Here is a 23,290-nt window from a genome sequence, read left to right as displayed (position 1 = left end):
TAAATATTATTTTAATATATTCTAAATGAGCTAAAATTCATTTGAAGCACAATAAAGAATTTATTCAATGCATAAATTATTCTGCGCTAAGTTATTTTTGGAGAGTCCCAAAAATATCAATGTATAAAAAGTTGAGCAAGTAATCTATTAGCAGTGTAAAAACTAATAAACGAAGTGAATTAATATCTCATAAAGTTGAATAAAGAAAGCGTAGCGACAACTGCCTCTTCAGTTCTAACAGTTTCAGTACCCTGATTCGGAATGGTATTTAATTTGATTAAATCCCAATTTGCATTAGATACATCTTCCTGAATTGAAGAATAAGGGCCACCAAATAAAATAGCAATACTTTTAGATTCTTCTACTTTATGCTTTAATTCATCAAAAATAGAATCAATATAATCTCCATATCTTGTAGTTTCAATTACAAGATCCGGTTTAATTAATTTTAAGCTATTTTTAAGACTCTTATTAGAGGATATTACATCATATCCCCAGTAAATGTCATCTGGTTTATCAGGTGTGACTATTACTTCTTTCTTAGCTATTTTAGCAATTTTAAAGTCAAAAATCTTTTTGACTGAAAGTTGCTCTTTGCAGAATGCAAGTTTATCCATACCAATATCCACAAACGTTCCCTTATTGTTTCGCTTGACTGTGAAACCTTGCCTATAATCACCGACGTCAGGTTGATTATTCAAGGGATGATGCGGAGTTCTAAGCGGCGGCAGTATTCCTACATGCTTGAGTTCCTTTTTAATCGGAAATGCCTGTTTCCTAAGGTACTGAGGCGTGTCCATAAAACTTAAAACTTCAGCCATGAATGCTGCGTCACTTTCCCCATCTTCATTTTTCACATGATCATCGTTGTAGATAATCACATTATCTGCTTGAAACACGGCCAAAGCCCTGCCTAGAATTCCCACTTTGTAAGTACGAACCTTCAGGTCTTTAGACTCAGATAAAAACGAATTTGGAATAAATATAGATAGCTCATCTTTATACATCATACATAATATATTATGTAAAGTATATAAAGATTACCCTACATCTATAGCTTCACTAAAATAGATTTACACATTTTTAAAGTATTATATCAATTATAATACCCGTAGCTCTTTTTATGCTACCAACTTTTTTATACTCAGAGAATATATTACTATTATATATCAAGTATCTACTATATAAAGGTATTGTTTTTTAGCATGAAAAATAGGAAAAAAATAAGGTTCTTAAAAAAATTAAATAGCTTTTTTAAGTTAAATTTCTGCCCGTATGACAATTACGTCAACATCACGTGATTCTTTGGTATGAAATTCATATATTTTTGGAATTGAGAATGAATACCTGAAGATATGGGTTATTGTAAATGACAGGCTTTCATAATAATTAATTAAAAAATCTTCAGTTGAGGCCATGTGAAAGGAATACAAAACATCAGGAGACAATTCATAAGCCTTTTTGACGAATTTCAAATCAGCTCCCCTGTCCGCCCTCTTTTGAGATCCGAAAGGGGGATTCTGGAATATCGTATCGACATCAAAATCATTTCCCAACTCACAGACATCACTTACTATATAATTAATATTGTCAATGCCAAAATCACCGGCACATTTACGAGCCATTTCAACTGCGTCCTCATCAATGTCAACGCCAATGGCTGAATTTGCCCCAAGAAGCATTGAACCGATTGAGAATATTCCGCAGCCACAACCCAAGTCAAGAATATTTCTGTTTTCGATATCTCCCAGAGATAAAGCGTTCCAGAGCAAATCGGAAGCTATGACTGAGGGAGTTGCGTACTGCTCAAGCTCCACTTTTGGTTTCGGATGATTTGGAATTGATTGAATTCTCATTTCAAGATGTTTTTTTCTGGTAATTTTTTTCATTTCATCAACATATTTATTATTTGTATTACATATAATTATATTATTAAAGAAAAATTTTTTCGAGGTTTCAAATGTTTGAAAAAGTATTAATTGCAAATAGAGGAGAAATTGCGATTAGGGTTATGCGTGCATGCCGTGAACTTGACATAAAAAGCGTAGCCGTATACTCTGATGCAGATAAGACCTCCCTTTATACAAATTATGCGGATGAAAGCTATCCTTTAGGTAATCCTTCACCTGCCAAATCCTATTTGAATATTGAAAAGATAATCAATATTGCCAATGAAGCTGGAGCTGATGCAATTCACCCAGGATACGGATTTTTAGCAGAAAATCCTAAATTTGGAGAAGAGTGTGAAAAAAACGGAATAAAGCTTATCGGCCCTAGCGGAAAGGTCATTCATGAAATGGGAGACAAGATTACGTCAAAGGCATTGATGAAAAAGGCCGGCGTTCCGGTCATTGAAGGTACTCCCGAAGGTGTCAGCGATATTGAAGAAGCAAAGGAAATAGCCAGACAAATCGGATATCCCGTAATTGTCAAGGCTTCTGCAGGAGGCGGAGGAATAGGTATGCGTGCTGTCTATGAGGAAGAGGAACTCGTGCGTGCAATCGAATCCACACAATCCGTTGCAGCCACAAACTTCGGTGATTCAACTGTATTCATTGAAAAGTACCTTGAAAAACCAAGGCACATTGAATTCCAACTGTTGGCTGACGAACATGGAAACATCATTCACGTGGCGGACAGGGAATGTTCAATCCAGAGAAGACACCAGAAGCTGCTTGAAGAAGCTCCTTCCCCAATCATGACCGATGAATTGCGTGAAGAGATGGGTGGAAGCGCCGTTAAGGCAGCAGAATACATCGGATACACAAGCGCAGGTACAGTAGAGTTCCTTTATGACAACGGAAACTACTATTTCCTTGAAATGAACACCCGTATTCAAGTGGAACACCCAATTACCGAGCTTGTAACCAATACGGACCTCATTAAAGAACAGATCAGGATTGCCGCCGGAGAAGAGTTAAGCTATGAGCAAAACGACATTAAGGTAAACGGCCACGCAATCGAATGCCGTATCAATGCAGAAGATCCTTTAAATGACTTTGCACCTAATCCTGGTAAAATTACAGGTTACAGATCTCCTGGAGGTCCGGGAGTACGTCTGGACAGTGGAGTCTACATGAACTATACCATTCCTACATTTTACGATTCAATGATTTCCAAACTGATTACCTATGGAAGAAACAGGGAAGACGCCATTAACAGAATGAAAAGAGCATTGAGCGAATACATCATTTTAGGCGTTAAAACCACAATTCCATTCCATAAGGCTGTTTTGAGAAACCCTAATTTCATTAGCGGAGATTTGAATACTCACTTTATTGACCAGTACAAGAAAGGAATCGAAAGCGAAATGGATAACGTCATTGCCGAGGATGCGGACTACGTTAACAGGCTCAAATCCACATTCATGCCTGGCAAAAAGATAGCTGCCATTTCTGCAGCGGTCGGTTCCTATCAAAACATGGCAATGAGTCATAAGGCTAAAAAATAATTTAATGGGGATTAAAATGGAAAATGAAATTATAAACCTGTTAAAAAGAGAAGAAAAGTTATCTGACAAGACTATTGATGAAATCCGTGAAGTCAAAATCCATGATTTTGCAGACATAATCAAGGAAATGGGACAGGAAGAAACCGAATACCTGAAAAGGGAAGAAATCGTTGATGGTTTGGATACAAAAATAATCGGAAAAGAGATGTATATCTTTAAGGAAGTAATGTCCACAAATACTGTTGCAAAATTCCTATCCCTAAACAATGTTTCAAACGGATGTGTAATTCTTTCAGAAAAGCAAAGCAAAGCAAAAGGAAGACTTGGAAAAGCATGGCAATCCCCGTTGGGCGGAATCTGGTTATCCATGGTTTTAAATCCTCAGGTGGACCATTCAAAGATTTCAATGATTACCTTAGCTACTGGCGTTGCAGTCGTGAAAACCCTTGAAAAGCTTGGAATCGAAAGTGCTGAAATCAAATGGCCTAATGACGTGATGATTAACGGCAAAAAAATCTGTGGAATCCTTACAGAAGCCATTACAAAATTCAACACCATTGAAAACGTCATTATCGGAGTCGGAATCGATGCCAACTTTGACGTTCATGAACTTCCAGAAGAGCTTCAGGAAGGAACAACGACTTTAGGCATTGAACTTGGCCATAAAGTCAACGAAAATGAAGTAATCAGAATCTTCCTTGAAGAGTTTGAAAAAATTGGCTCAATATTCATGGATGGAGAATATGAAGCCATTCTGAAAGAATGGAGAAAATATTCCTACTCAATCGGAAAGATTGTGGAAGTAAGGGAACCATTCAGTAAACCTTATGACGCTTACGTCTTAGGAATAAGCAGAGAAGGCGCACTGGTCGTTGAAAAGATTGACGGAAGTTTAGAAAAAGTAATTTCCGGAGAATGCATTATTAAAAATTAAATACAATCTCCCTACATTCATCTTCATTAATAACCAATTCCTTAAGGTTATTGAATGAAGATACTATTTTTTTATTTAAATCATCCAAATCCAACTTGAAAGCATCACTTGTTGATAAATCGAATCTTATTGTAGCGGATGCTCCCGGCATTGATACCGGAGGAATGGTGATTATTCCATGCTCCTTCAATAAGATAAATGAGAATACGTAAGCAACGTCATCATCTGAGAGATTATGCTCCACGTCAAGCTCTGATGCCAAATCCTCAGGAGTTATCATGACCCCGGTCGGAGTGGATTTGAAATTGGTGAAACTTAAAGACAACAATTCCAATAGCTCATCCTTTCTTGAAAAGCTGTTGATTAAGTTGTCTCCATCGAAATTCTTGATACCGTTTACCATTGCAAGAATAGCTGGAGGCTGAGCTTCCAAACCGAACTGATTGACCTTTACCTTAATCTCATCAATCAATTCCTTTCTACCTGCCATTAATCCTCCCCTAGGACCCGGCATTAACTTATCCGTACTTGTTATTGAAATGTCAGCACCCAGATCGCATGCCTTCGGCTGGTTGAACACAACAGTTCTAAGCCTTGCTCCAGAAGCGTCATCAACCATTACCGGAATATCCTTTTCATGAGCCATTTCAATGACCTTTTTGAAGTTGTCCAGGTCAATGACCTCATGGTCCATCGTGGAGCCGGTAATTACCACAAGGGAAGTGTTTTCAGGTATGAAAAATTCATCAAAATCATCTGTTTCACTGTAATTGGCACCTACTAGAGCACAGCTTCTTGGAATTGAAGGGTGCGCAGGCAGCTTGGCCAGGTAGTGAACCACATTAGTATTTTCACCTACAAGAGTTAATATCGTTGCAAGAATTCCTGATGAAGTCCTGTTTAGAGGGAGAACCTTTTCACCACCCATATGCTCAATTCCGACTTTTTGAAGTTCCTCTTCGAAAATGGCCGGACCGACATAGGTTTCCAGAAGGTTAATTTCGGAAGGACTTGCAATGAATCCTCCGGATAAACCTGTCAAGTCGTATAATGAATCACGGGACTTGTTTAAAACCCAATCCTTAATTATGGCAAGGGCATTTTCCCTTTTCTTGACTTCATCCAATGAGTTGTTAACTATCATTTAAATATCATCCATTTCTAATTTGAAATCTGATAAAGCTTCTAAAAATGGTTTTAAATCTTTTTCAGTTAATGGAATGGAAGTGTATTGTTCTTCTTCAGGTTCCTCATAGGAATATTCGGCGTCGAGAATCTTTCCTTCAGGAGTAACCCATATCATTAAACTGTCGCTGACGGTGTCAGATTTTTTGGTAGGCGGGAAAAATATTTCAAAAGAAGTACCTAATTGAGAAAAAAACTTTTCTTTTTCCTCTTCAGATTTATTACATTTTTTAATTTTCCTAATTCTTGATTTTAATCTTTTTTCTGCAAGTTCATTTAAGTCAGACATTTTCAAAAACTCCTTAATTTAGTAACTATACATATTTTTAAAATTATATTATATAATGGTATCTTCAATCATATAAACTGTTGCCTTTACTGTCCATTGCAACGATAAGCGGTCCGAAATCCTTGACCTTTAAATTCCATATTGCCTCAGGCATTCCCAAATCGAGCCAGTCAACGCTCTCTATTTCCTCAACAGCATCAACATACAAAGCGGCGCATCCTCCGGTCGCCACAACATAAATCGCCTCATTTTCAATCAGGGCTTGACGGACAGTGTCATCCATACCTCCCTTTCCGATAACTATTTTCGGACCCATTGCGATTACATCGCTTTGATAGGGATTCATACGCATGGAAGTTGTCGGTCCTATAGCCACCATTCTGTAATTTCCGTCCTCTTCGGCGATAATTGGTCCTGCATGGAAAATTGCGGCTCCGGAAATGTCTCTTGGAGCACCCTCTTCAAGTATTCTTTTGTGAGCCTGATCCCTTGCAGTCAGTATGTGTCCGGTCAGGCTGATTACGTCACCCGCTTTCAAATCAGCAAGACTTTCATTTTTAATCGGTACGTTAATATCTATCACCATTTATTACACCTATAATAAAATATATATTATTTAAAAAAACAAACTTAGATATATATAAATTTTTTAGATTTAATAAAGTTAATGGATAAAGTGTGAAAGTATGTCAAGTATGGGCAGCGTTGCAGGATTGTCAAAATATATTAAAACCCTTCCGAATACGGAAAAGTCAATTTGCGGTATTGCAGTAATAAGTTTCCTGACGGGAATTATCTATTTTTCCATTACGCTTAAGGAATTGACTTTCACAGACGTAATAACAGGAGGAATAATAAGCTTTGCAGTATTGGGAATAAGTTCCATACTGAGCGGAAGCCTTAACCAGCAGGGAGTGAAGGTACTGCATGGAATAAACCTGAAAATAAAGCATTCAATGTTTTTATCACTGCTTTCCATGTCTTTCCTTGCATTTGTAATCATTGTCGGCGGAATCATTACAAGGATATTTGGAATTGACCTCCTGATTAATTCCATGGTATTCGGATGCGTACTCATTTACGGGTTCAATACTCTTGTATTATGGAGTACAACCCAAATAGGATTCGGAAAATCCGCCGTTATCGCAACATTCCAGCCGTTATTAATACTGGCCATGGGCGTTCTGGTACTCTTTTTATCAACTGACGCGTCATTCTTTTCAACGCCGGTAATGGTCAACATAATCATCAAGACTGTTGTTGCATGCCTGATATTCGTTCTGGCAATATATTCATTCATCATAGTTGCCGCTTCACCTTTGAAAAAAAATCTTGGAATCGGAATGCTGGATTTGATAAGCCTATTTATTGCCCACATGAACGAAGGGTCAAACCTTCTGGAATCCACATTCGAGAATATGGGCGAATCAATTGATACATTAGTCACTTTCATAAGCTTTAAGGGCGAAAATGGCATCAAGTCATTATTCATTTCCCCGTCCGTGCATCCGGGACCTCTCGGCAACATCGGGGGATCCAACATGCCTACCATTCTTTCAGGCAAATTCGACCACTTCACCATGGTGGCTCACGGACCGTCCACACACGACTTCAACCCGATTTCAACTTCAGAAATCGACAAAATCGAAAAAAGCGTGAAGGAAGGCCTTGCAGAAGTGGAATATTCCAAAAAGGCAAGTACGTTCAAAAGGTATTCCTCCAATGCCGCAAACGTAGGAGTGCAGTTTTTCAACAAGGGAATGGTAATCCTTTCCACATTCGCACCGAACGGAAGCGACGACATTGAATTCGGCGTCGGCCTTACCATGATGACCCAGAGCATAAGCAAATGTAACGTTAAGGATTCCATAATCGTTGACTGCCACAATTCATTCACTCCGGAAAGCGGTGAAGTCCTTCCCGGAAATGCTGAGGTATTTGACCTTATAGACGTCATCAACAAGATTGAAGTGGAAAACGTCGAATACCAATCTATCAAGGTCGGATGTCATGCTGACGTCATGGGAGATCTTGACAAGCATGAGGGAATCGGAGAAAGCGGATTGAAGACCATGATCATTGAAGTTGACAATCAGAGAACTGCATATGTGCTATTTGATTCAAACAACATGGAAATAGGCTTCAGGCAGGAAATAATCGATGCAACAAAAGACCTGGACATCGACGAGATTGAAGTGATGACAACGGATACCCATACCGTAAATACATTGTCCAGGGGATACAATCCGGTCGGAATAGAAAAAAGGCCCGAAATAATAGAATATGTAATAAAAAGTATAAAATTAGCTATCGATGATTTGGAAGAAGTTGAAGTTGGAACTGGAACTAAAAAAATCAAGAATCTAAACACTTTCGGCCCTAAAAACTCAACCGAACTTATCTCAACGATAAGCTCAATCGTTGCCGTCAGTAAGATAATAGCTCCAGTTTTATTAATTACCGCGTTATTTATAGTATTTATATGGATATTTTACGGCTACATATAGTTAGCAATCAATACCCATACGATAATCCATGAGAAAAAGAACGGGAAAAACCAGTCCCATATTTTTTGAGATCGGTCTAATTCTTCATTTACTATCTTATTAGTAGTCTTAGATAATGCGTAAACAGCTATAATGGCAAGCAACAAGCCGACCATATCGTTTTTAAATCCTAATGCGCCTATTGTGAATAATCCTGATATGACACCGACAATTATTCCAACAATGACACTGACGGATGTAAGTTTAATTGTATCGTCCAAGATATTTCCTCCAAAAAATAAATTAAATAGAATAAATATAATTTAATAATTAATAGTATATTAAAGTATTGATAATTAAAGGTGTTTAATATGAAAGCAATGTCTAACGTAGACATTTTTACAATTAGTGATGAACTTAATAATTTATTGACTGGCGCAAGAGTGGACAAATCATTCCAGCCTACCAAAGATATCGTAGTTATGAGATTTCACGTTGCTGGAACCGGCAGAGTAGATTTGGTGATGCAGTGCGGTTCAAGAATACATACCAGCAAATATCCTCTTGAAAATCCCACCAATCCGCCAACGTTTCCAATGCTTTTAAGAAAAAGGGTTAAAGGAGCTCACGTTGAAAGCGTAAAGCAGCACAATTTCGACAGAGTAGTTGAAATTAGAGTCAAAAAGGATAAATACTACACCATCGTGGTTGAACTCTTCGACAAGGGAAACATCATTCTTTTAGATGAGGAAAACAATATCATATTGCCTCTTAAAAGGAAACACTGGTCAACAAGGGACATAAGCTCCAAAAAGGAATACATATTCCCTGAAGAAAGGGGCATCAATCCGATTACGGTTACCGAAGACGGCTTTAAGGAAATCATCATAAATTCCGAAAGCGACATCGTAAGAACCCTTGCAGTCAACGGTTTCGGAAGCCTATACGCGGAAGAGATAATCCAGAGAGCGGATATCGACAAGAACACCCCGACAAAGGATTTGACAGACGGTGAACTTTCAAGACTGTTCAACTCACTGAAGGAAGTCTTTGACATACTAAGAAACGAGGAATATAAGCCGCAGATTGTAAAGGACGGAAGAAAGGAAGACGTCGTTCCTTTGGATCTTGTTAAGTATGACGGCTTTGAAAAAACATACTATGAAAACTTCAATGAGGCCTGTGACGAATACTATTCCAAAAAGGTCAACACCGACATCAAGGATGTCAAGGAAAGAGCCTGGAACAAGAAAGTAAACAAGTTCGAAAAAAGATTGAATCTGCAGCAAGAAACCCTTGATAATTTTACAAGAACAATCGAAACTAGTCAACATAAGGGAGAGTTAATTTATTCTAATTACACGACCATTGAAAATATAGTAAATGTCGTCAACACAGCTATCAGTAAAGACTATTCTTATAAGGAAATCGGCAAAACTCTCAAGAAAGCCAAGGAGGACGGGATGGCCGAAGCCCAGATTTACGAGTCAATCGACAAGATGGGCGTTTTGACCTTGAACATTGAGGGCGAATCAATAATTATCGATCCAAGCCTTTCAATACCTGAGAACGCTGAAAACTATTATGAAAAAGCTAAAAAGGCCAAAAGAAAATCCAAAGGTGCCGTCATAGCTATTGAAAATACCAAAAAGCAGCTTGAAGAGATAAAGGCCAAAAAGGAAATTGCCATGGAGAACATTTCAATTCCTAAAAAGCGCGAGAAGAAGAATCTCAAATGGTATGAAAAACTCAGATGGTTCATCACCTCAGACAACACTTTGGTCGTCGGCGGTCGTGACGCTGCCACCAATGAAGCCATTGTGAAGAAATATCTTGACAATAATGATATTTATCTGCATGCAGATATACATGGTGCAACTTCAACTGCCGTAAAATTAGGTGGCAAGTCATTAAATGACACAATCCTTAAAGAATCCGGCGAGTTTGCAGCTTCATTTTCATCTGCTTGGTCGAAAGGTTTCACAACACAGGACGTATTTTGGGTTCATCCGGACCAGGTTTCAAAAACTCCCGAAGCGGGCGAATTTCTGGCCAAGGGATCATTCGTCATAAGGGGAAACCGAAACTATATCAGAAGCGCAAGGGTAAAGATAGCTATTGGAATAGTTGACTACGAAGGAAAAAGAATAATGGCCGGACCTGTGGAGGCACTTGAGGCACACTGTGACAATTATGTAGTTTTAAAGCCAGGATACACCAAAAAAGAGGCAATAGCCAAAAAGATACTGCATAAGATTAATGAGGATGATTTAATAACACTGGATGACATCATAAGAGTATTGCCATCCGGAAAATGCGATATCGATGAAGAGTATCATCAAAGAAAAAAATATGAGAATTAATCCTGATAGTTTTCAGGATTATATTCAAAGTATTCGTTAGGATTTAGGATTACTGTGTTTATTTTTGGATTAAACTGCATTACAAAGTTTGCAAATACAGTTGGGTCTTGTTCTATAGGCGGGAAAGTGTTATAATGCATAGGAATAGTAATTTTAGGGTTTAGCCACATAGAAGCAAGAGCCGCTTCGAAAGGTCCCATTGTGAACTTGTCACCGATAGGAACCATCACAATATCCGGTTTGTAAATATCACCGATTATCGTTTTCATATCACCAAATAAACCAGTATCACCACAGTGGAATATTGTAGTTCCGTCTTCAAAAGTAATCAGAAAGCTTGCAGCAACTCCGCCAGGAACGACTTCCTCGACCATGTCTATGTCTGAGGAGTGCTTTGCATCAAGCATCGTGAACTTGACGCCTCTGTAAATGAAGGAACCTCCTATATTAACGCCTATGGTTTCAATACCTTGCTTAGATAAGAATAAAGATATTTCATGAATAGCTGCAATGGGAGCGTTTGTGGAATTGGAAATATCCATTGCATCACCCAGATGGTCTGAATGACCGTGGGTAACAAGAATAATGTCCGGATTCAATTCCTCAACGGGAACAGGACAGGACGGATTGTTGCTGATAAAAGGATCAATCAGAATGTGAACGTCATCATCGGTTATGATTTCGAAAGCTGAATGACCCAGCCATCTAATCTCCATCAGGCTGTGCCCCCAATACTATTTAAGATTACGTTTTCATCCAGATTGGATGCTATGTTCCATGTTTTTTCAAAGTCGGAACGGATATTTGAAATAGATATTCTGTCATCATAAATAGCACCGTATTCACTGTCTCCTGCAGGATATCCGTCTGAAATAATCATTGCGTAAGAATCATCAGTAATCAAGTTGACAACATGCACTTTAGGCACGGTCTTGATGTGAACTCCCTGTTTTAAAAGGGAAGCGATTAATACTGTGTATGAAATGTCTGAGAGGTCAAATTCGTCTATGATGACTCTTGAATAGATTGTAGGCACGTGTGACAAGAACCTGTCAGATAATGTGTTCAGTGAAGGAATTTCAAGCATGATTTCCTTGTTAACACCGACAGCCAGTTCTTCAAATGCCTCTTGGGATGAAATCAGACTGTCGTCCTTTAAGACGCTGCCTTTAAGTGAAGATGGAACAGGAAGCTTTTCAGGATGGTTGATATCGATTTCAATGTCCCTTGCCTGAGGGGTTTCGGATACCCTGCTGATTTCAGGTTCGATTTCTTCAGATAATGCTTTCCTGATTTCTTCGGATTTGTCCTCGACAGGAGTAATTTCATCATAAATTTGATTAGCTGAACGTTTTTTAGGTTTTCTAGTAACTTTAATTGGTTTTTCATAGTAAGGAGTGAAATCTAATTCATTTTCCAAATCCAAATCCTTTTCTTCCCTGTTAACTACACGCAATACTGCTTTGGATTCGTCGATATCAGGGACAGCAAAGAATTCTCTAGGAGATTGGGAAGAAGGTTCTTCTGATTCGTAATATTCCCATAATCCACTGTCATCAATATCAGCACCGTAATCATAATCATCATTTTCATCCCTCATTATTAACGGACCATTATTGTCAAAATTCTTTCTTGAAGAAGATTTTCTTTTTGGCAAATTAATGGATGATGTATTGAAATCTGCTGAATTCAAGAACTCTTTAATTAGACCACTGGTTTTTTCGGCATTAGCATCCACGAAATAGCTAATGACCAGCACAATACCGACTATTGCTATTAAAAAACCGACCATCAATAAAACATCTACAAGGTTATAAACCATCACTTCATAGGTTATAACCACACCAACTACAAATAAAATAATTCCTGATACAAATTTTAATGAATTTCCCAATTTGTTCACCCTTCATCAATTAATATTCACTCTAATACTATTATCTATTGATTACACTACTTATAAACCTAATGGTTGAAAAACTCTAACAAAGCAATAAAATTGTTCTCAAAAAAACATTTTATTTAAATCTATCCGAAATATGACTTTAAGTAATGTTCATATCAAAGGGAATGCAACAGTAATATGGTGAAGAAAAATGAATATTCTGAAAAAAATACATAAAGACAATACCGGTCAAGGCGCCGCCGAATACATTCTTCTGTTCGGAGGCGTCATAGTAATTGCTCTTTTAGCACTAACCATCTACAGATCATATATGGAAACCAGTGACAAAAGTTTAAAAGCAAAAGACGACATAATTGATGTCAGGAATACTATATTGGACAACAGGACACATGTTTAGAAAAATAGACAATAAAGGACAAAGTAGTGCTGAATTAATACTCATAATTGGCGGGCTGCTGGTTGTGGTATTGTTTGTCGGGAGCTATATCTCAAGCATAACCGGCACTACTCAAAGCTCTTTCAAGACATTATTGAGTCAGGAAAGAGAAAAATTAATAAATAAAATATAAGGGGAGAGATTCTCTCCTTATTCATCTAAAACTTTGTTTAAACATTCATTCCAAGATTCGGAAGTGATGTTGGTTAACTTCATTGAAGTTCTGCTTATTTGCCTAATGTTTTGAGGACATGCGGTTATGCATGCTCCGCATAAATTACAGAAAGTCAAGTTAGTAACTGCTTTTCCGTCAACGATTTCAACCGCATTGCATGAACAGACGTCCTGACATGCGTGGCATGAATCGCCTTTACAGACGCTTTCTTCGGTTTCAACTACTTCTAGCTTACCTTCAAACGGTTTTGTGACGTTAATCGCATCAACCGGACAGATTTCCTTACACCAGCTGCAGTTAACGCACTCGTTTTCAATGATGAAAGTAGTACCGGTAACCTCAGGAACTTCAATTTGATCTTGCAGCATACAGGTTGAACAGATTTCGGTAATCGCATCCTGAGGACAAACTCTCTTACAAACTCCGCAGAATACGCATTTTGACGGATCAACTTCAATGCTGCTGTTTGATAAATCCACACTTGATGTCGGAACGTTAGTGATTGTTATTGCGCCCGGAGGACATAATTCAGCACAGAATGAACAATAGATACATTTCTCATCATCAATATCTATTTCCCCTCTGACCAGCGCTTCCCTTGCAGGCAAATTCCTTTCAAACACTATTGCGTCCCTTGGACATGCAATGGCGCATCTGCCGCAGTAAACACAATCATCTTCACATACATCAGATTCAACTTCCCAAGTAGGATAATTGGCCATTTCCTTAATGTCATTACCGTCAACTGTCAATGATAATGCATCGAACGGACAGGCAACTGAACATATACCGCATAAAACACATGAATCAGCGTTTACAGAAAGATAATCCATTTCAATCAATCCACGTGCTATCGGCACTATAGGTCCCAATCTTAAGGAAGTTGTTGGACAAACTTCACTGCAGATTCCGCATCCTAAACATTTGGAATCATCATATTTCAACTTACGAATTTCAGAACCAGTTCTCTCTACATTAAACATATACTATCCCTCTCATGCTTTGGATATAGCTTGGTTAGGACAATTCTGAATACATAAATCGCAATCATCACAATTTTCAGGGACGATTTTTACGTCACCGTCTTCTTCTATGATTGCTCCTTGTTCACAGAGTTTAATGCATAAACCTTGAACTGGACAATTTTCAATATGTCCGCAAACATCAGAATCAATTTTAACTGCCATATAACCACCTCTAATTACATAACTTCATTAATTTTTTTATAAAATTAACAGGTCATGCTAGTTAATTATTTATCGAAATGTATTAATAAACATATCGATTATATTTTCTGATTTTTTAGAATTAACCCGTTTTTATTTATTTCGCCCCTCCTAATTCTAGTGGACGAAATCGGATTTCCATCTTCGGCAAGTACAAAACTAACAACAACAATATCAAGAGGTTTCATATCTTTTGAAGCTCTAATCTCATTGATTTTAACTGCAGTAGGTTCAGTCTCTTCACTGACAACGATAGCGTCAAAATCCGCATCATAAATGGTAGTTCCATATGGGTCATCAAGTGACACAACATGAAAATTACTTTTGTTCGAGAAAAACAGCTTAAGATTTCCCATCCTCTCTTTACAAGAATCAATATCTCCCTTTTGTCCCCCGAAGGCATCTGAAGTCACGCCAATCTCGACCCGATTGCCTATTTCAAAAGCGGTTGATAATAATTTCTTATGGCCGTCATGAAATTTATCGAAAGTTCCACCAACAGCCACTTTATTATACCTATTATTTCCCATAATGTTGCCCGGTTAGTTTGTAATTAAGAATTTATGCAAACTATTATAAATTATTAGCTATTTGAAAAAAGAAATTAATCAGAAAGGAAGGGAAGCATAGTATCCCTTAAGCTGATAATTGTAGTTATTCCAGTTATTGACCTGGCCAGGCAAGTTTCTGCGGTTTATTGAATCGCTGACAATCCAAGTGTTTTCAACTAAAACCTGAGACCATACATGACCGTCAACGTCGCCGTCATTGAATACACACGTTCCGTGAACATATCTTGCAGGAAAACCGGCAGCCCTGTACAATGCAATTGACAGATGAGCCTGATCTACACAGTTTCCTGCCTTATTGTGCAAGGTTCCAACAGCGCCGTATTTGGTATTGTAATAGTAGCTGTAAGGTATGTCCCTAACGAATTCGAATATTGCCCAGACCTTATCCAAAGGATTTGTAAGGCCTTCGGTCAGCTGTCTTGCAAGGGCAACGATTTCGGCATTTGAAACCTGACAGTTTCTGGAATCTGACAGATATGCGTCCAAATTGGAAATAGTGTTTTTGACATTCAATACACTGTCAGATACATGGATGTATGACTGGCCGGCGTCATTTTCCTTAATGTAGTTATAGACGATAGGGAAATCTCCTCCCGGCAAATTGTTAACTTGGATTGTGGCTACACCCTGAGCATTGGTAGTTGCGCGCTTGGATACACCATTATACGTAAACTCGACGACCGCATTCGGAATCGGATTTCTATATGCGTCAAGAAGCGTCACTGAATAATCCCGGGTCATACGTGCAATGGTGTTTAAATCACTTGCAATGAAAATGCTGCCGTCAACCAGAATATGATTGGATTTGCTCTCTGCATTATAAATATTATTGTTCAATGAAGTTTTGATTTCATAATATCCCACCGGCTGATTTATGTTGAGTTTGGCAACGCCTGAAGCGTCCGTGGTTCTTGTGTATGAAGAACCGGAAAAATCAAAGATAACGTCAATTCCCTGCAAAGGAGCATTATTTGCATCGGTTAATGTTGCGGTAAATGCACCTCTTTCACCATAATCAAAGGCAAGGTCACTGGTAGTGAAATAGGCCGGAAGCTTTGATACGGTTATGGTATTTAATCCCCGGTTATAATCCAAATCGTCAACGTCGCCATGGCTGTATGAAATATCATAAGTGCCCGGAACCAGGTTAATGGTCAGGCCCGCAACTCCATTTTCATCGGTAGTGCGGTCATATGAATTACCGTTGATATTAAAGGTAATTGTCCTGTTTGCCAAAGGATTGGATTTCAAATCTGTTAAGGTAACCTGGAACTTGGAGCCGTCCTTATAAACCATCTTTAAATCCTTTCCGATTAATTTGGTGGTCGGATTTTCCACGGTTAAAGTTACTGATGACTTGTACGGATTATAGTTCTTGTTTCCCTTGAATTCAAATCCGAGAGTGTAATTGCCAACGGAAACGTCTGAAATGGTAATCGTTGCAACGCCTTCCTCATCAGTGACTGCAGTTACAGTGCCACCGTTGCAGCTGAAATCAATTGAGTTTAAAGGAATGGTCTTGTTGTTTGTGCCCATTAACGTAACGCTGTAGTCCCTTTCAAGGCCTGCGATAATATGAGCGTCACGGGCTTCAATGAGTGAATCTGATTTGGAAACTGTTATTGTATTTGAAACTGACAATCCTTTTGAATTAGTGGCCGTTATCACATATTCTCCAACGTCAAGATTGATATTCAAACGTGCATTGCCCTCATTATCGCTTGCACGCGTGTAATAAATACCGTTAATGTTGAAAGTTACATCGCTTTTGGCCAATGGATTGCCATTATCGTCAATAACATGAGCTGTGAATCGGCTTCCGTCCCTATAGCTCATTTTCAAATCTTCGGCAGTTATTGTGGGAAGCACTTCAATGTTGTTTGAGTGCATCTCGCCGTTAATTGGATGGGCTGAAGTGATTGTGTAGTTTCCGGGATTCAAATTGATATTCATTCTGGCAACGCCATTGTCATTAGTGGTTCTTGTATAGAAAACCCCATTGATGTTGAAGGTAACGTTCTGATTGGTTACAGGATTTCCCACATCGTTTACGACAGTTACATAATACTGGGAGTCATTTTTATAGTATTTTACAAGATCCTCCGCATATAAAGTGGTGAGTACAGATATATCATTTGAAGACATTTCACCGTTTGCGGGATTGATTGCGGTTAAAATGTATTCTCCTGAAGGCAGATTGATGTTAAGCCTTGCAGTGCCCTTTTCGTTGGTCTTTCTTTCATAATAAACGCCGTTGATGTTGAAGGTAACTGCGGTATCGACTAACAGATTGCCTTGGGTATCGACAAAGGTGGCATAATACTGGGTATCGTTTTTAAAGTACTTTTCAATGTCCTGCCCGCTGATTGTTGAGAGTACCTTAAGGACATTAGTGGCATTGCAGGCCGCATAAGTGTCCGTTCCGGAATAATAGGACGTTATATCATAGCTTCCGGAATTCAGGTTTATCTTTATGGAAGCAATACCATTATCATTGGTTACTCTCGTATAGTTATTGCCGTTGATGCTGAATATTACACTCTGATTTGACAGTGCTGTGCCGTTAACGTCAGATAATGCGACCTTAAATGAGGTCCCGTCCTTATAATACATTTCAGTATCATTTGCAGTTAATGAAGTAGTTACACTTCCATTAACCAGGATATCACCGAATTCATCCTGAGAAATCAGTTCTGATGAGAAATCGTCACTTGCATTATTTAAATCCAGCGCTGAAACTGAAGATACAGCAAAAAAGAATATTAAAACAATAGTAAAAATCATTGCGTATTTTTTGTTTGAAATTTTTCCACCCCAGTACTCATTACCAAAATTTTTATAATTTGATAATATATAAATTTTTTTGATAGAATAATCTACAAAATAAAGCAGAAAAATATGTTAAAATTAATAAAAAATAGAATATTTTGTTAAAAAAAATAAAAAAAGATAAAGGAATTAATTAGAATGATATAGCTGCATAATATCCTTTTAAAGAATAAGCATAGTTATTCCAATTAACAACTTTACCGAAAGAGTTTCTAGTACTCGTTGCATCAGCTACAACCCACGTATCACCGATTAGAACCTGAGTCCACACGTGTCCGTAAGTGCTTCCGCTACTGAATGTACATGTTCCGTGCACATATCTTGCAGGAAGGTCGGCTGCCCTGAACAATGCAATCAGCAGGTGAGAATGATCTACACAGTTTCCTGTTTTTGCATTTAAAGTGCCTACAGCACCGTATTTGGTATCATAATAGAAGCTGTAGGATACCGTATCCCTCACGTAATTGAAAATTGCGGTAGCCTTTTCCACGGAAGTGGTTAAACCTTTCGTCAATGATTCCGCTAAAGCAACTATCGTCGGATTATCTGCCTGACAATTCTTGGAAGGATTCAAATAAGGTTCCAAATTGGTAATAGTGTTCTTTGAATCCAATACGCTTTGGGAAGTATAGATTACCAAGGATTTGATAGCTACTGAAGTAGGCAGTTTGGCCATTGAACCATAGTACACCATAACTCTGGTAAAGGCATAGACGATTCCATCATAACCGATTTTGCCTAATTCTGAGTCCACTGAATTTGGAGTGGTGCCTGAATCCATACTGTCCAGTATGCTCCTTGCAACAGCAACGTATTTATTTAAAACACCCATATTTGCAGCTGCACCAGGATTTGTTGGATTATTAACGTTAAATACGTACAGATTAGACTTATCACCATTATTTAAATTGTAAATGGCTTCTGAAAGCAGATATAAATACTGAGCAGTGGTAAATGTCAAATCACCGATAGTAACAGTTGAAGGCAATTTTGCATTCTTTTCAATATAGAGATTTACAGTATTTGCTGCTGAAACCAAACTTGCAATTGGAATCGCTCCAAATACATGAATATTGGCTTCACCCGCAGTATTATCTCCAGTATACCTGTAGACAATGAGATAATCTCCTTTTGCCAAACCGTCAATGGTTATTGATGCAACACCTTTTGAATCCGTTGATGCTGTTTTGGTAACGCCCGCATAGGTAAATTCAACTTCAGCGTTCGCCCTAGGATTTCCATAAGGGTCAAAGAGATATGCTGAGTAAGTGAACTTGTTTCCTGCAACGACTTCAACATCCCCGTCACTGGTCAGGGTTGAACCGTTGACCAGAACGTGCCTGGATAACTCTTCAGCCGCATAAACCACATTGTCAATTGATGCAGTGATGGTATAGAACCCTACATTAAGGCCTATATTCAATTTGGCAACACCTGAAGCGTTGGTAGTTCTGTTATATGAAACTCCGTTGATTTTAAAGGTAACCTGCATGTCTTTAACAGGATCGGCGTTGGTATCAGCCAGCCTTACGATAAATGGAGCTGTTTCACCACCATTCATTACCAAATCTTCCCCATAGAAAATTGCAACGAGTTTAGCGACGTTAATGATATTGGAAGATTGATAATAGTCTTCCGCATCAACTTCACCATGGGTGTAGGTAATTTTGTAAGAGTTAGGGAACAGGTTGATTTTGATTCTGGCGGTTCCGTTCGCATCGGTCGTACGGTTATAGTCAACACCATTAAGATTGAAAGTTATGGTTTCGTTGGCTAATGGATTTGAATCCAAATCGGTTAATGTAACGTTGAAGCTGGATCCGTCCTTATAAACCATGTCCAGGTCTTCAGCGGACAATATCACGGTTGAATTTGCCACAACAAAAGTGCTGTTGGATTTGCATGGATAATAATTAATGTCTCCAAGGAATCCGTATTCAACAGAATATGTACCGATTGAAATGTTGGAAATCGTAATGGTTGCTTCACCGTTTTCATTGGTGAGTGCGGTCACGTTTCTTCCAGCATATGAGAAATATACTGTAGCTGAACGGACTGACTTATTGTTTAATCCCATTAATGTAACCGTGTAATCCCTGTCAACGCCATAAATTATATGGGCGTTGCTGCCTGAGATAGTTGAATTACATTTACTGATGTTGATTACATTGGAAACGGAGAGTCCCTTATCGTTTGTAGCGGTTATGACATACTGACCGACGTCAAGATTAATGTTTAAGTATGCATTACCCTCATCATCACTGACACGGGTATAGTGAATGCCGTTGATATTGAACGTCACATTGCTTTTAGCCAATGGGTTGCCATTACCATCCAAAACATGTGCCTTGAACCTGCTTCCGTTCCTATAAATCATATCCAAATCATCTGCGAATATTGTAGGCAATACCTCAATATTATTGGAATGCATTTCATCATTTACAGGATTGATTGTAGTAATAGTGTAATTTCCCGGATTAAGATTGATATTCATCTTAGCTATACCACTTGAATCAGTAGTACGATTATAATAAACACCATTAATGTTAAAGGTTACGCTTTTGTTGATTAATGGATTGCCTGTAGCGTTCAGGACACTAACATAATACTGAGTATCGTTCTTATAGTACTTTACAATATCAGCCGCATATAAAGTAGTCAATACAGTAACGTCATTTGAATGCATTTCACCGGTAACCGGGTTGATTGCAGTCAATACATAATCCCCTGAATGAAGATTGATGTTAAGTCTTGCCGTTCCGTTTTCATTGGTCTTCCGTTCATAATAAACGCCGTTGATGTTGAAAGCAACAGTGGTATTGTTCAGCAAGGCGCCCTGACTGTTGACGAATGTAGCGTAATATTGAGTAGCATTTCTATAATATTTCTCAATATCGTCTCCGGAAATCGTAGATAACACTTTAATAATATTTGTAGCATTGCAAGGTTCGTAAACACTTGTTCCTTCGTAATAAGATGCTATGTCATAGCTTCCTGAATTCAGATTGATCTTAATGGAAGCCGTACCGTTTTCATTAGTAATTCTAGTGTAATTATTACCGTTGATTGTAAAAATTACGCTCTGATTTGTTAATGGAGTACCGTTAACATCAGACAATGAAACTTTAAATGAATTTCCACTATTAAAGTAAAATTCGCTATCATTTCCAACCAATGACGTTGCAACTGTCCCATTAGCCAGAATATCATCAGAGATATATTGAGATTGCAAAAATCCTTCATCATCATGAGAAATAGTCTCTGAGATAGAATCATCACTAGAAACATCTAAAATTTGTGAAGAAAAAACAACTTTATTATTTTCGCCTAATAAATTTGCATCATCAATTGTACTGTCTAAATCTACTGCTGAAACTGAACCCAAAAACATGAACAGAATGCAGACAATAGAAATAAGCATTACATTTTTTATCTTAGAAATTTTTCCACCTCTTGGTTCTCATTACGAAAATTTTAATAAAAATATGATATATACTAAGATTAGTATTCATAATGAGTAAATTAATGTTATATTTTAATAATATATAAATGTTTTTCATAGATTAATATTGAAAAAAACTAATTTAAAGAAGTTAAATTAACCAAAATAGCTTAAAAATATGCATAAATTAATAATAAAAGAACATTTATGTTGAAATAAGCTAATGCAAGATTAAATATCTTGAATTTAAATTCATCAATAAGCGACCTATTGAAAGATAAATATTTAGTTCATAAGCCTATTAAATCGGAAATTATAAAAAATTATATAAAATCAATTAAAAATATAAACTATCAAATAAATTAATTGAAAAAATATTGAAAAATCATTCAGAAATCGAAAAAATAAGAAGAATAAAAGAAAAAATGAAAATCGGTGAAAAATGATAAGTGAAGACAATATTTTCATCAAGGATTATAAAAAGGTAGACATCAGATTTGCATTGACCTATCCGAATATTTATCGAACGGCCATGTCATCACTCGGCTATAATATATTATATAATTATATTAATGAAAGGGCAGACACATGGTGTGAGAGAATAACATACCCCAATATCCATTCAATTGAATCAAACACCCCCCTTAAAAGCTTTGATATCATCAGCTTCTCACTGCAGTTCGAAGAGGACTATTTCAATGTTTTAGAGATGCTGAAACAGACAGAAATCCCTTTAAGGCGGGAGGATAGAAGCTCTAAAGATCCATTAATTATAGCCGGCGGGCCGTGCGCCACCGCAAATCCAATGCCGATGTCACCATATATCGACATATTCATTATAGGCGAAGGTGAAGTGATTATAAACCAGTTCCTTGACAAATACCTTGAAAATAAGGAATTAAGTTCATTTTTAGACATTAAAGGCATCTACATTCCCGAATTCGACAATGATGCAAATATTGCTATCGTTAATGAGATGGAAGATGCGTACCACATTACCCGTCCGATAATATCCCGAAGCGACGATGACGAGTACAAAACCGTCTTCAGCGATTCGATAATGCTTAACGTGTCAAGGGGATGCACGAGAGGCTGCAGATTCTGCATGTCAAGCTATCTTTATAGGCCGATGAGGGAAACCAACATCGACAAGCTGGTTGAAACAGCCATCGAAAGCCGTGAAAACACCGGATTGAATAAAATCACGTTAATAGGGGCTGCGGTAAGTGACTATGATGGAATAGAAGAACTTATAAAAAGACTTGAAGGCAAGGGCTTTCAGATTTCAACCCCATCACTCAGGATAGAATCGATTACCTACGAAAGCCTCAGACTCCTTAAGGAAAGCGGGCTTAAAACTATTACGCTGGCTCCCGAGTCGATTGACTCCTTAAGAAAAAGAATCAATAAAAGCATTCCGGACGAAAAGATATTTTCAGTTATTGAGGATGCGGTGAAGCTTGACTTCAACATAAAACTTTACTTCCTCATCGGTCTTCCTCATGAAACGATGGATGACATAAAGGAACTTTGCGGGTACATCGAAAGGATTGCAAACATGCATACCTCAAGACACAAAATCAAATTCAGCATAAATCCCGTTGTCCCAAAACCCCACACTCCTATGCAATGGATGAGCTATGATTTTAAGGACATCAAACGAAAGAGCAAATATATTAAAAAGAATCTTCGAAAATATAGCATCAAAATAGAAAGTCCTAAAAAAGCATTAATCCAATATATATTGTCCTGTGGAAATAGTGAAGTTTCTGAAATTATTGAAAGGTCACTTACCCGAGACGTCAACATTCACGAGTGGATGGGCTACCTTCCCGAGTACGGCATTGACGATGAGCTTCCCTGGGACGGGATTGATGTGGGCGTGAAAAAGGAATTTCTTAAAATAGAATACAAAAGACTCGAGACCAAAAAGCAGACTCCATGGTGCAACAACTCGACATGCTATAACTGCGGGTCATGTGACTAACATTAATATTAT

At 37.9% G+C, this 23,290-nt stretch carries 20 protein-coding genes; 7 read left to right on the top strand and 13 right to left on the bottom strand.

Annotated features, from left to right (window positions below):
- Positions 1 to 179: 179 nt before the first annotated feature.
- Both F3G70_RS01010 and F3G70_RS01005 read right to left on the bottom strand, forming a co-directional pair.
- Entirely contained in the window at positions 180 to 1,007 is an 828-nt protein-coding gene (locus F3G70_RS01010) for a putative RNA uridine N3 methyltransferase (RefSeq protein ID WP_149730850.1), read from the bottom strand.
- A gap of 252 nt (positions 1,008 to 1,259) precedes the next feature.
- Entirely contained in the window at positions 1,260 to 1,889 is a 630-nt protein-coding gene (locus F3G70_RS01005; RefSeq protein ID WP_149730849.1) for an METTL5 family protein, read from the bottom strand.
- Between the two features lie 71 nt (positions 1,890 to 1,960).
- Here F3G70_RS01005 and F3G70_RS01000 point away from each other — a divergent pair, with 71 nt between their 5' ends.
- Together F3G70_RS01000 and F3G70_RS00995 are read left to right on the top strand one after the other, a co-directional pair.
- Positions 1,961 to 3,451, top strand: coding sequence for an acetyl-CoA carboxylase biotin carboxylase subunit (locus F3G70_RS01000; protein WP_149730848.1), 1,491 nt, complete (start codon positions 1,961 to 1,963; stop codon positions 3,449 to 3,451).
- A gap of 16 nt (positions 3,452 to 3,467) precedes the next feature.
- Positions 3,468 to 4,385, top strand: a complete 918-nt coding sequence (locus F3G70_RS00995; protein WP_149730847.1) for a biotin--[acetyl-CoA-carboxylase] ligase — start codon at positions 3,468 to 3,470, stop codon at positions 4,383 to 4,385.
- On the opposite strand, the gene F3G70_RS00990 is transcribed toward F3G70_RS00995, so the two are convergent.
- The 3 genes from F3G70_RS00990 to F3G70_RS00980 all read right to left on the bottom strand — a co-directional run bounded on the left by F3G70_RS00990 (position 4,375) and on the right by F3G70_RS00980 (position 6,445).
- Positions 4,375 to 5,529: a TIGR03576 family pyridoxal phosphate-dependent enzyme gene (locus F3G70_RS00990; RefSeq protein ID WP_149730846.1), complete on the bottom strand. Its 1,155-nt coding sequence runs from the start codon at positions 5,527 to 5,529 to the stop codon at positions 4,375 to 4,377. The two genes, F3G70_RS00995 and F3G70_RS00990, sit on opposite strands and share 11 nt — an antisense overlap.
- The gene (locus F3G70_RS00985) at positions 5,530 to 5,859 is read right to left on the bottom strand and encodes a hypothetical protein (RefSeq protein WP_149730845.1); all 330 of its coding nucleotides are present in this window, start codon (positions 5,857 to 5,859) and stop codon (positions 5,530 to 5,532) included. It lies immediately after the preceding gene.
- A 64-nt stretch (positions 5,860 to 5,923) separates the two neighbouring features.
- Complete coding sequence (locus F3G70_RS00980) at positions 5,924 to 6,445, bottom strand: FumA C-terminus/TtdB family hydratase beta subunit (protein ID WP_149730844.1); 522 nt, start codon at positions 6,443 to 6,445, stop codon at positions 5,924 to 5,926.
- A 100-nt stretch (positions 6,446 to 6,545) separates the two neighbouring features.
- Between F3G70_RS00980 and F3G70_RS00975 the strand changes: the two genes are divergently transcribed.
- Positions 6,546 to 8,366 carry a DUF2070 family protein gene (locus tag F3G70_RS00975; protein WP_149730843.1) on the top strand — a complete coding sequence of 607 codons (1,821 nt, stop codon included), beginning with the start codon at positions 6,546 to 6,548 and terminating at the stop codon, positions 8,364 to 8,366.
- On the opposite strand, the gene F3G70_RS00970 is transcribed toward F3G70_RS00975, so the two are convergent.
- Complete coding sequence (locus F3G70_RS00970) at positions 8,357 to 8,626, bottom strand: EMC6-like membrane protein (RefSeq protein ID WP_149730842.1); 270 nt, start codon at positions 8,624 to 8,626, stop codon at positions 8,357 to 8,359. The two genes, F3G70_RS00975 and F3G70_RS00970, sit on opposite strands and share 10 nt — an antisense overlap.
- 90 nt (positions 8,627 to 8,716) lie before the next feature.
- Here F3G70_RS00970 and rqcH point away from each other — a divergent pair, with 90 nt between their 5' ends.
- Positions 8,717 to 10,708, top strand: a complete 1,992-nt coding sequence (gene rqcH / locus F3G70_RS00965; protein WP_149730841.1) for a ribosome rescue protein RqcH — start codon at positions 8,717 to 8,719, stop codon at positions 10,706 to 10,708.
- Here rqcH and F3G70_RS00960 read toward each other — a convergent pair.
- Together F3G70_RS00960 and F3G70_RS00955 are read right to left on the bottom strand one after the other, a co-directional pair.
- The gene (locus F3G70_RS00960) at positions 10,705 to 11,424 is read right to left on the bottom strand and encodes a metal-dependent hydrolase (RefSeq protein ID WP_149730840.1); all 720 of its coding nucleotides are present in this window, start codon (positions 11,422 to 11,424) and stop codon (positions 10,705 to 10,707) included. The two genes, rqcH and F3G70_RS00960, sit on opposite strands and share 4 nt — an antisense overlap.
- The gene (locus F3G70_RS00955) at positions 11,424 to 12,602 is read right to left on the bottom strand and encodes a hypothetical protein (RefSeq protein ID WP_149730839.1); all 1,179 of its coding nucleotides are present in this window, start codon (positions 12,600 to 12,602) and stop codon (positions 11,424 to 11,426) included. The genes F3G70_RS00960 and F3G70_RS00955 overlap by 1 nt, the downstream gene beginning before the upstream one ends.
- A 199-nt stretch (positions 12,603 to 12,801) precedes the next feature.
- Between F3G70_RS00955 and F3G70_RS00950 the strand changes: the two genes are divergently transcribed.
- Both F3G70_RS00950 and F3G70_RS00945 read left to right on the top strand, forming a co-directional pair.
- Positions 12,802 to 13,008 (top strand): class III signal peptide-containing protein, encoded by a 207-nt coding sequence (locus F3G70_RS00950; protein WP_149730838.1) that lies wholly within the window; start codon positions 12,802 to 12,804, stop codon positions 13,006 to 13,008.
- Positions 12,968 to 13,180 (top strand): class III signal peptide-containing protein, encoded by a 213-nt coding sequence (locus tag F3G70_RS00945; RefSeq protein WP_223165970.1) that lies wholly within the window; start codon positions 12,968 to 12,970, stop codon positions 13,178 to 13,180. The genes F3G70_RS00950 and F3G70_RS00945 overlap by 41 nt, the downstream gene beginning before the upstream one ends.
- 17 nt (positions 13,181 to 13,197) lie before the next feature.
- Here F3G70_RS00945 and fwdF read toward each other — a convergent pair whose 3' ends face one another.
- From fwdF to F3G70_RS00920, 5 genes are all read right to left on the bottom strand, one after another.
- Positions 13,198 to 14,205, bottom strand: coding sequence for a tungsten-dependent formylmethanofuran dehydrogenase subunit FwdF (fwdF, locus tag F3G70_RS00940; RefSeq protein ID WP_149730836.1), 1,008 nt, complete (start codon positions 14,203 to 14,205; stop codon positions 13,198 to 13,200).
- Between the two features lie 12 nt (positions 14,206 to 14,217).
- Positions 14,218 to 14,409 carry a 4Fe-4S binding protein gene (locus F3G70_RS00935; protein ID WP_058739703.1) on the bottom strand — a complete coding sequence of 64 codons (192 nt, stop codon included), beginning with the start codon at positions 14,407 to 14,409 and terminating at the stop codon, positions 14,218 to 14,220.
- A gap of 98 nt (positions 14,410 to 14,507) precedes the next feature.
- The gene (locus tag F3G70_RS00930; protein WP_149730835.1) at positions 14,508 to 14,978 is read right to left on the bottom strand and encodes a phosphopantetheine adenylyltransferase; all 471 of its coding nucleotides are present in this window, start codon (positions 14,976 to 14,978) and stop codon (positions 14,508 to 14,510) included.
- A gap of 78 nt (positions 14,979 to 15,056) precedes the next feature.
- A complete protein-coding gene (locus F3G70_RS00925; protein ID WP_149730834.1) occupies positions 15,057 to 17,804 on the bottom strand; it encodes an Ig-like domain repeat protein in 2,748 nt (915 codons plus the stop codon).
- Between the two features lie 178 nt (positions 17,805 to 17,982).
- A complete protein-coding gene (locus tag F3G70_RS00920) occupies positions 17,983 to 21,270 on the bottom strand; it encodes a transglutaminase domain-containing protein (RefSeq protein WP_149730833.1) in 3,288 nt (1,095 codons plus the stop codon).
- A 463-nt stretch (positions 21,271 to 21,733) separates the two neighbouring features.
- Between F3G70_RS00920 and F3G70_RS00915 the strand changes: the two genes are divergently transcribed.
- Positions 21,734 to 23,278, top strand: coding sequence for a radical SAM protein (locus F3G70_RS00915; protein ID WP_149730832.1), 1,545 nt, complete (start codon positions 21,734 to 21,736; stop codon positions 23,276 to 23,278).
- The last annotated feature ends 12 nt before the right edge of the window (positions 23,279 to 23,290 follow it).

Origin of the sequence: Methanobrevibacter millerae, from assembly GCF_900103415.1 — an archaeon.
Lineage (GTDB): Archaea > Methanobacteriota > Methanobacteria > Methanobacteriales > Methanobacteriaceae > Methanocatella > Methanocatella millerae.
The sequence above is the reverse complement of the archived record's forward strand: the minus strand, read 5'-3'. Positions and strand labels throughout refer to the sequence as shown.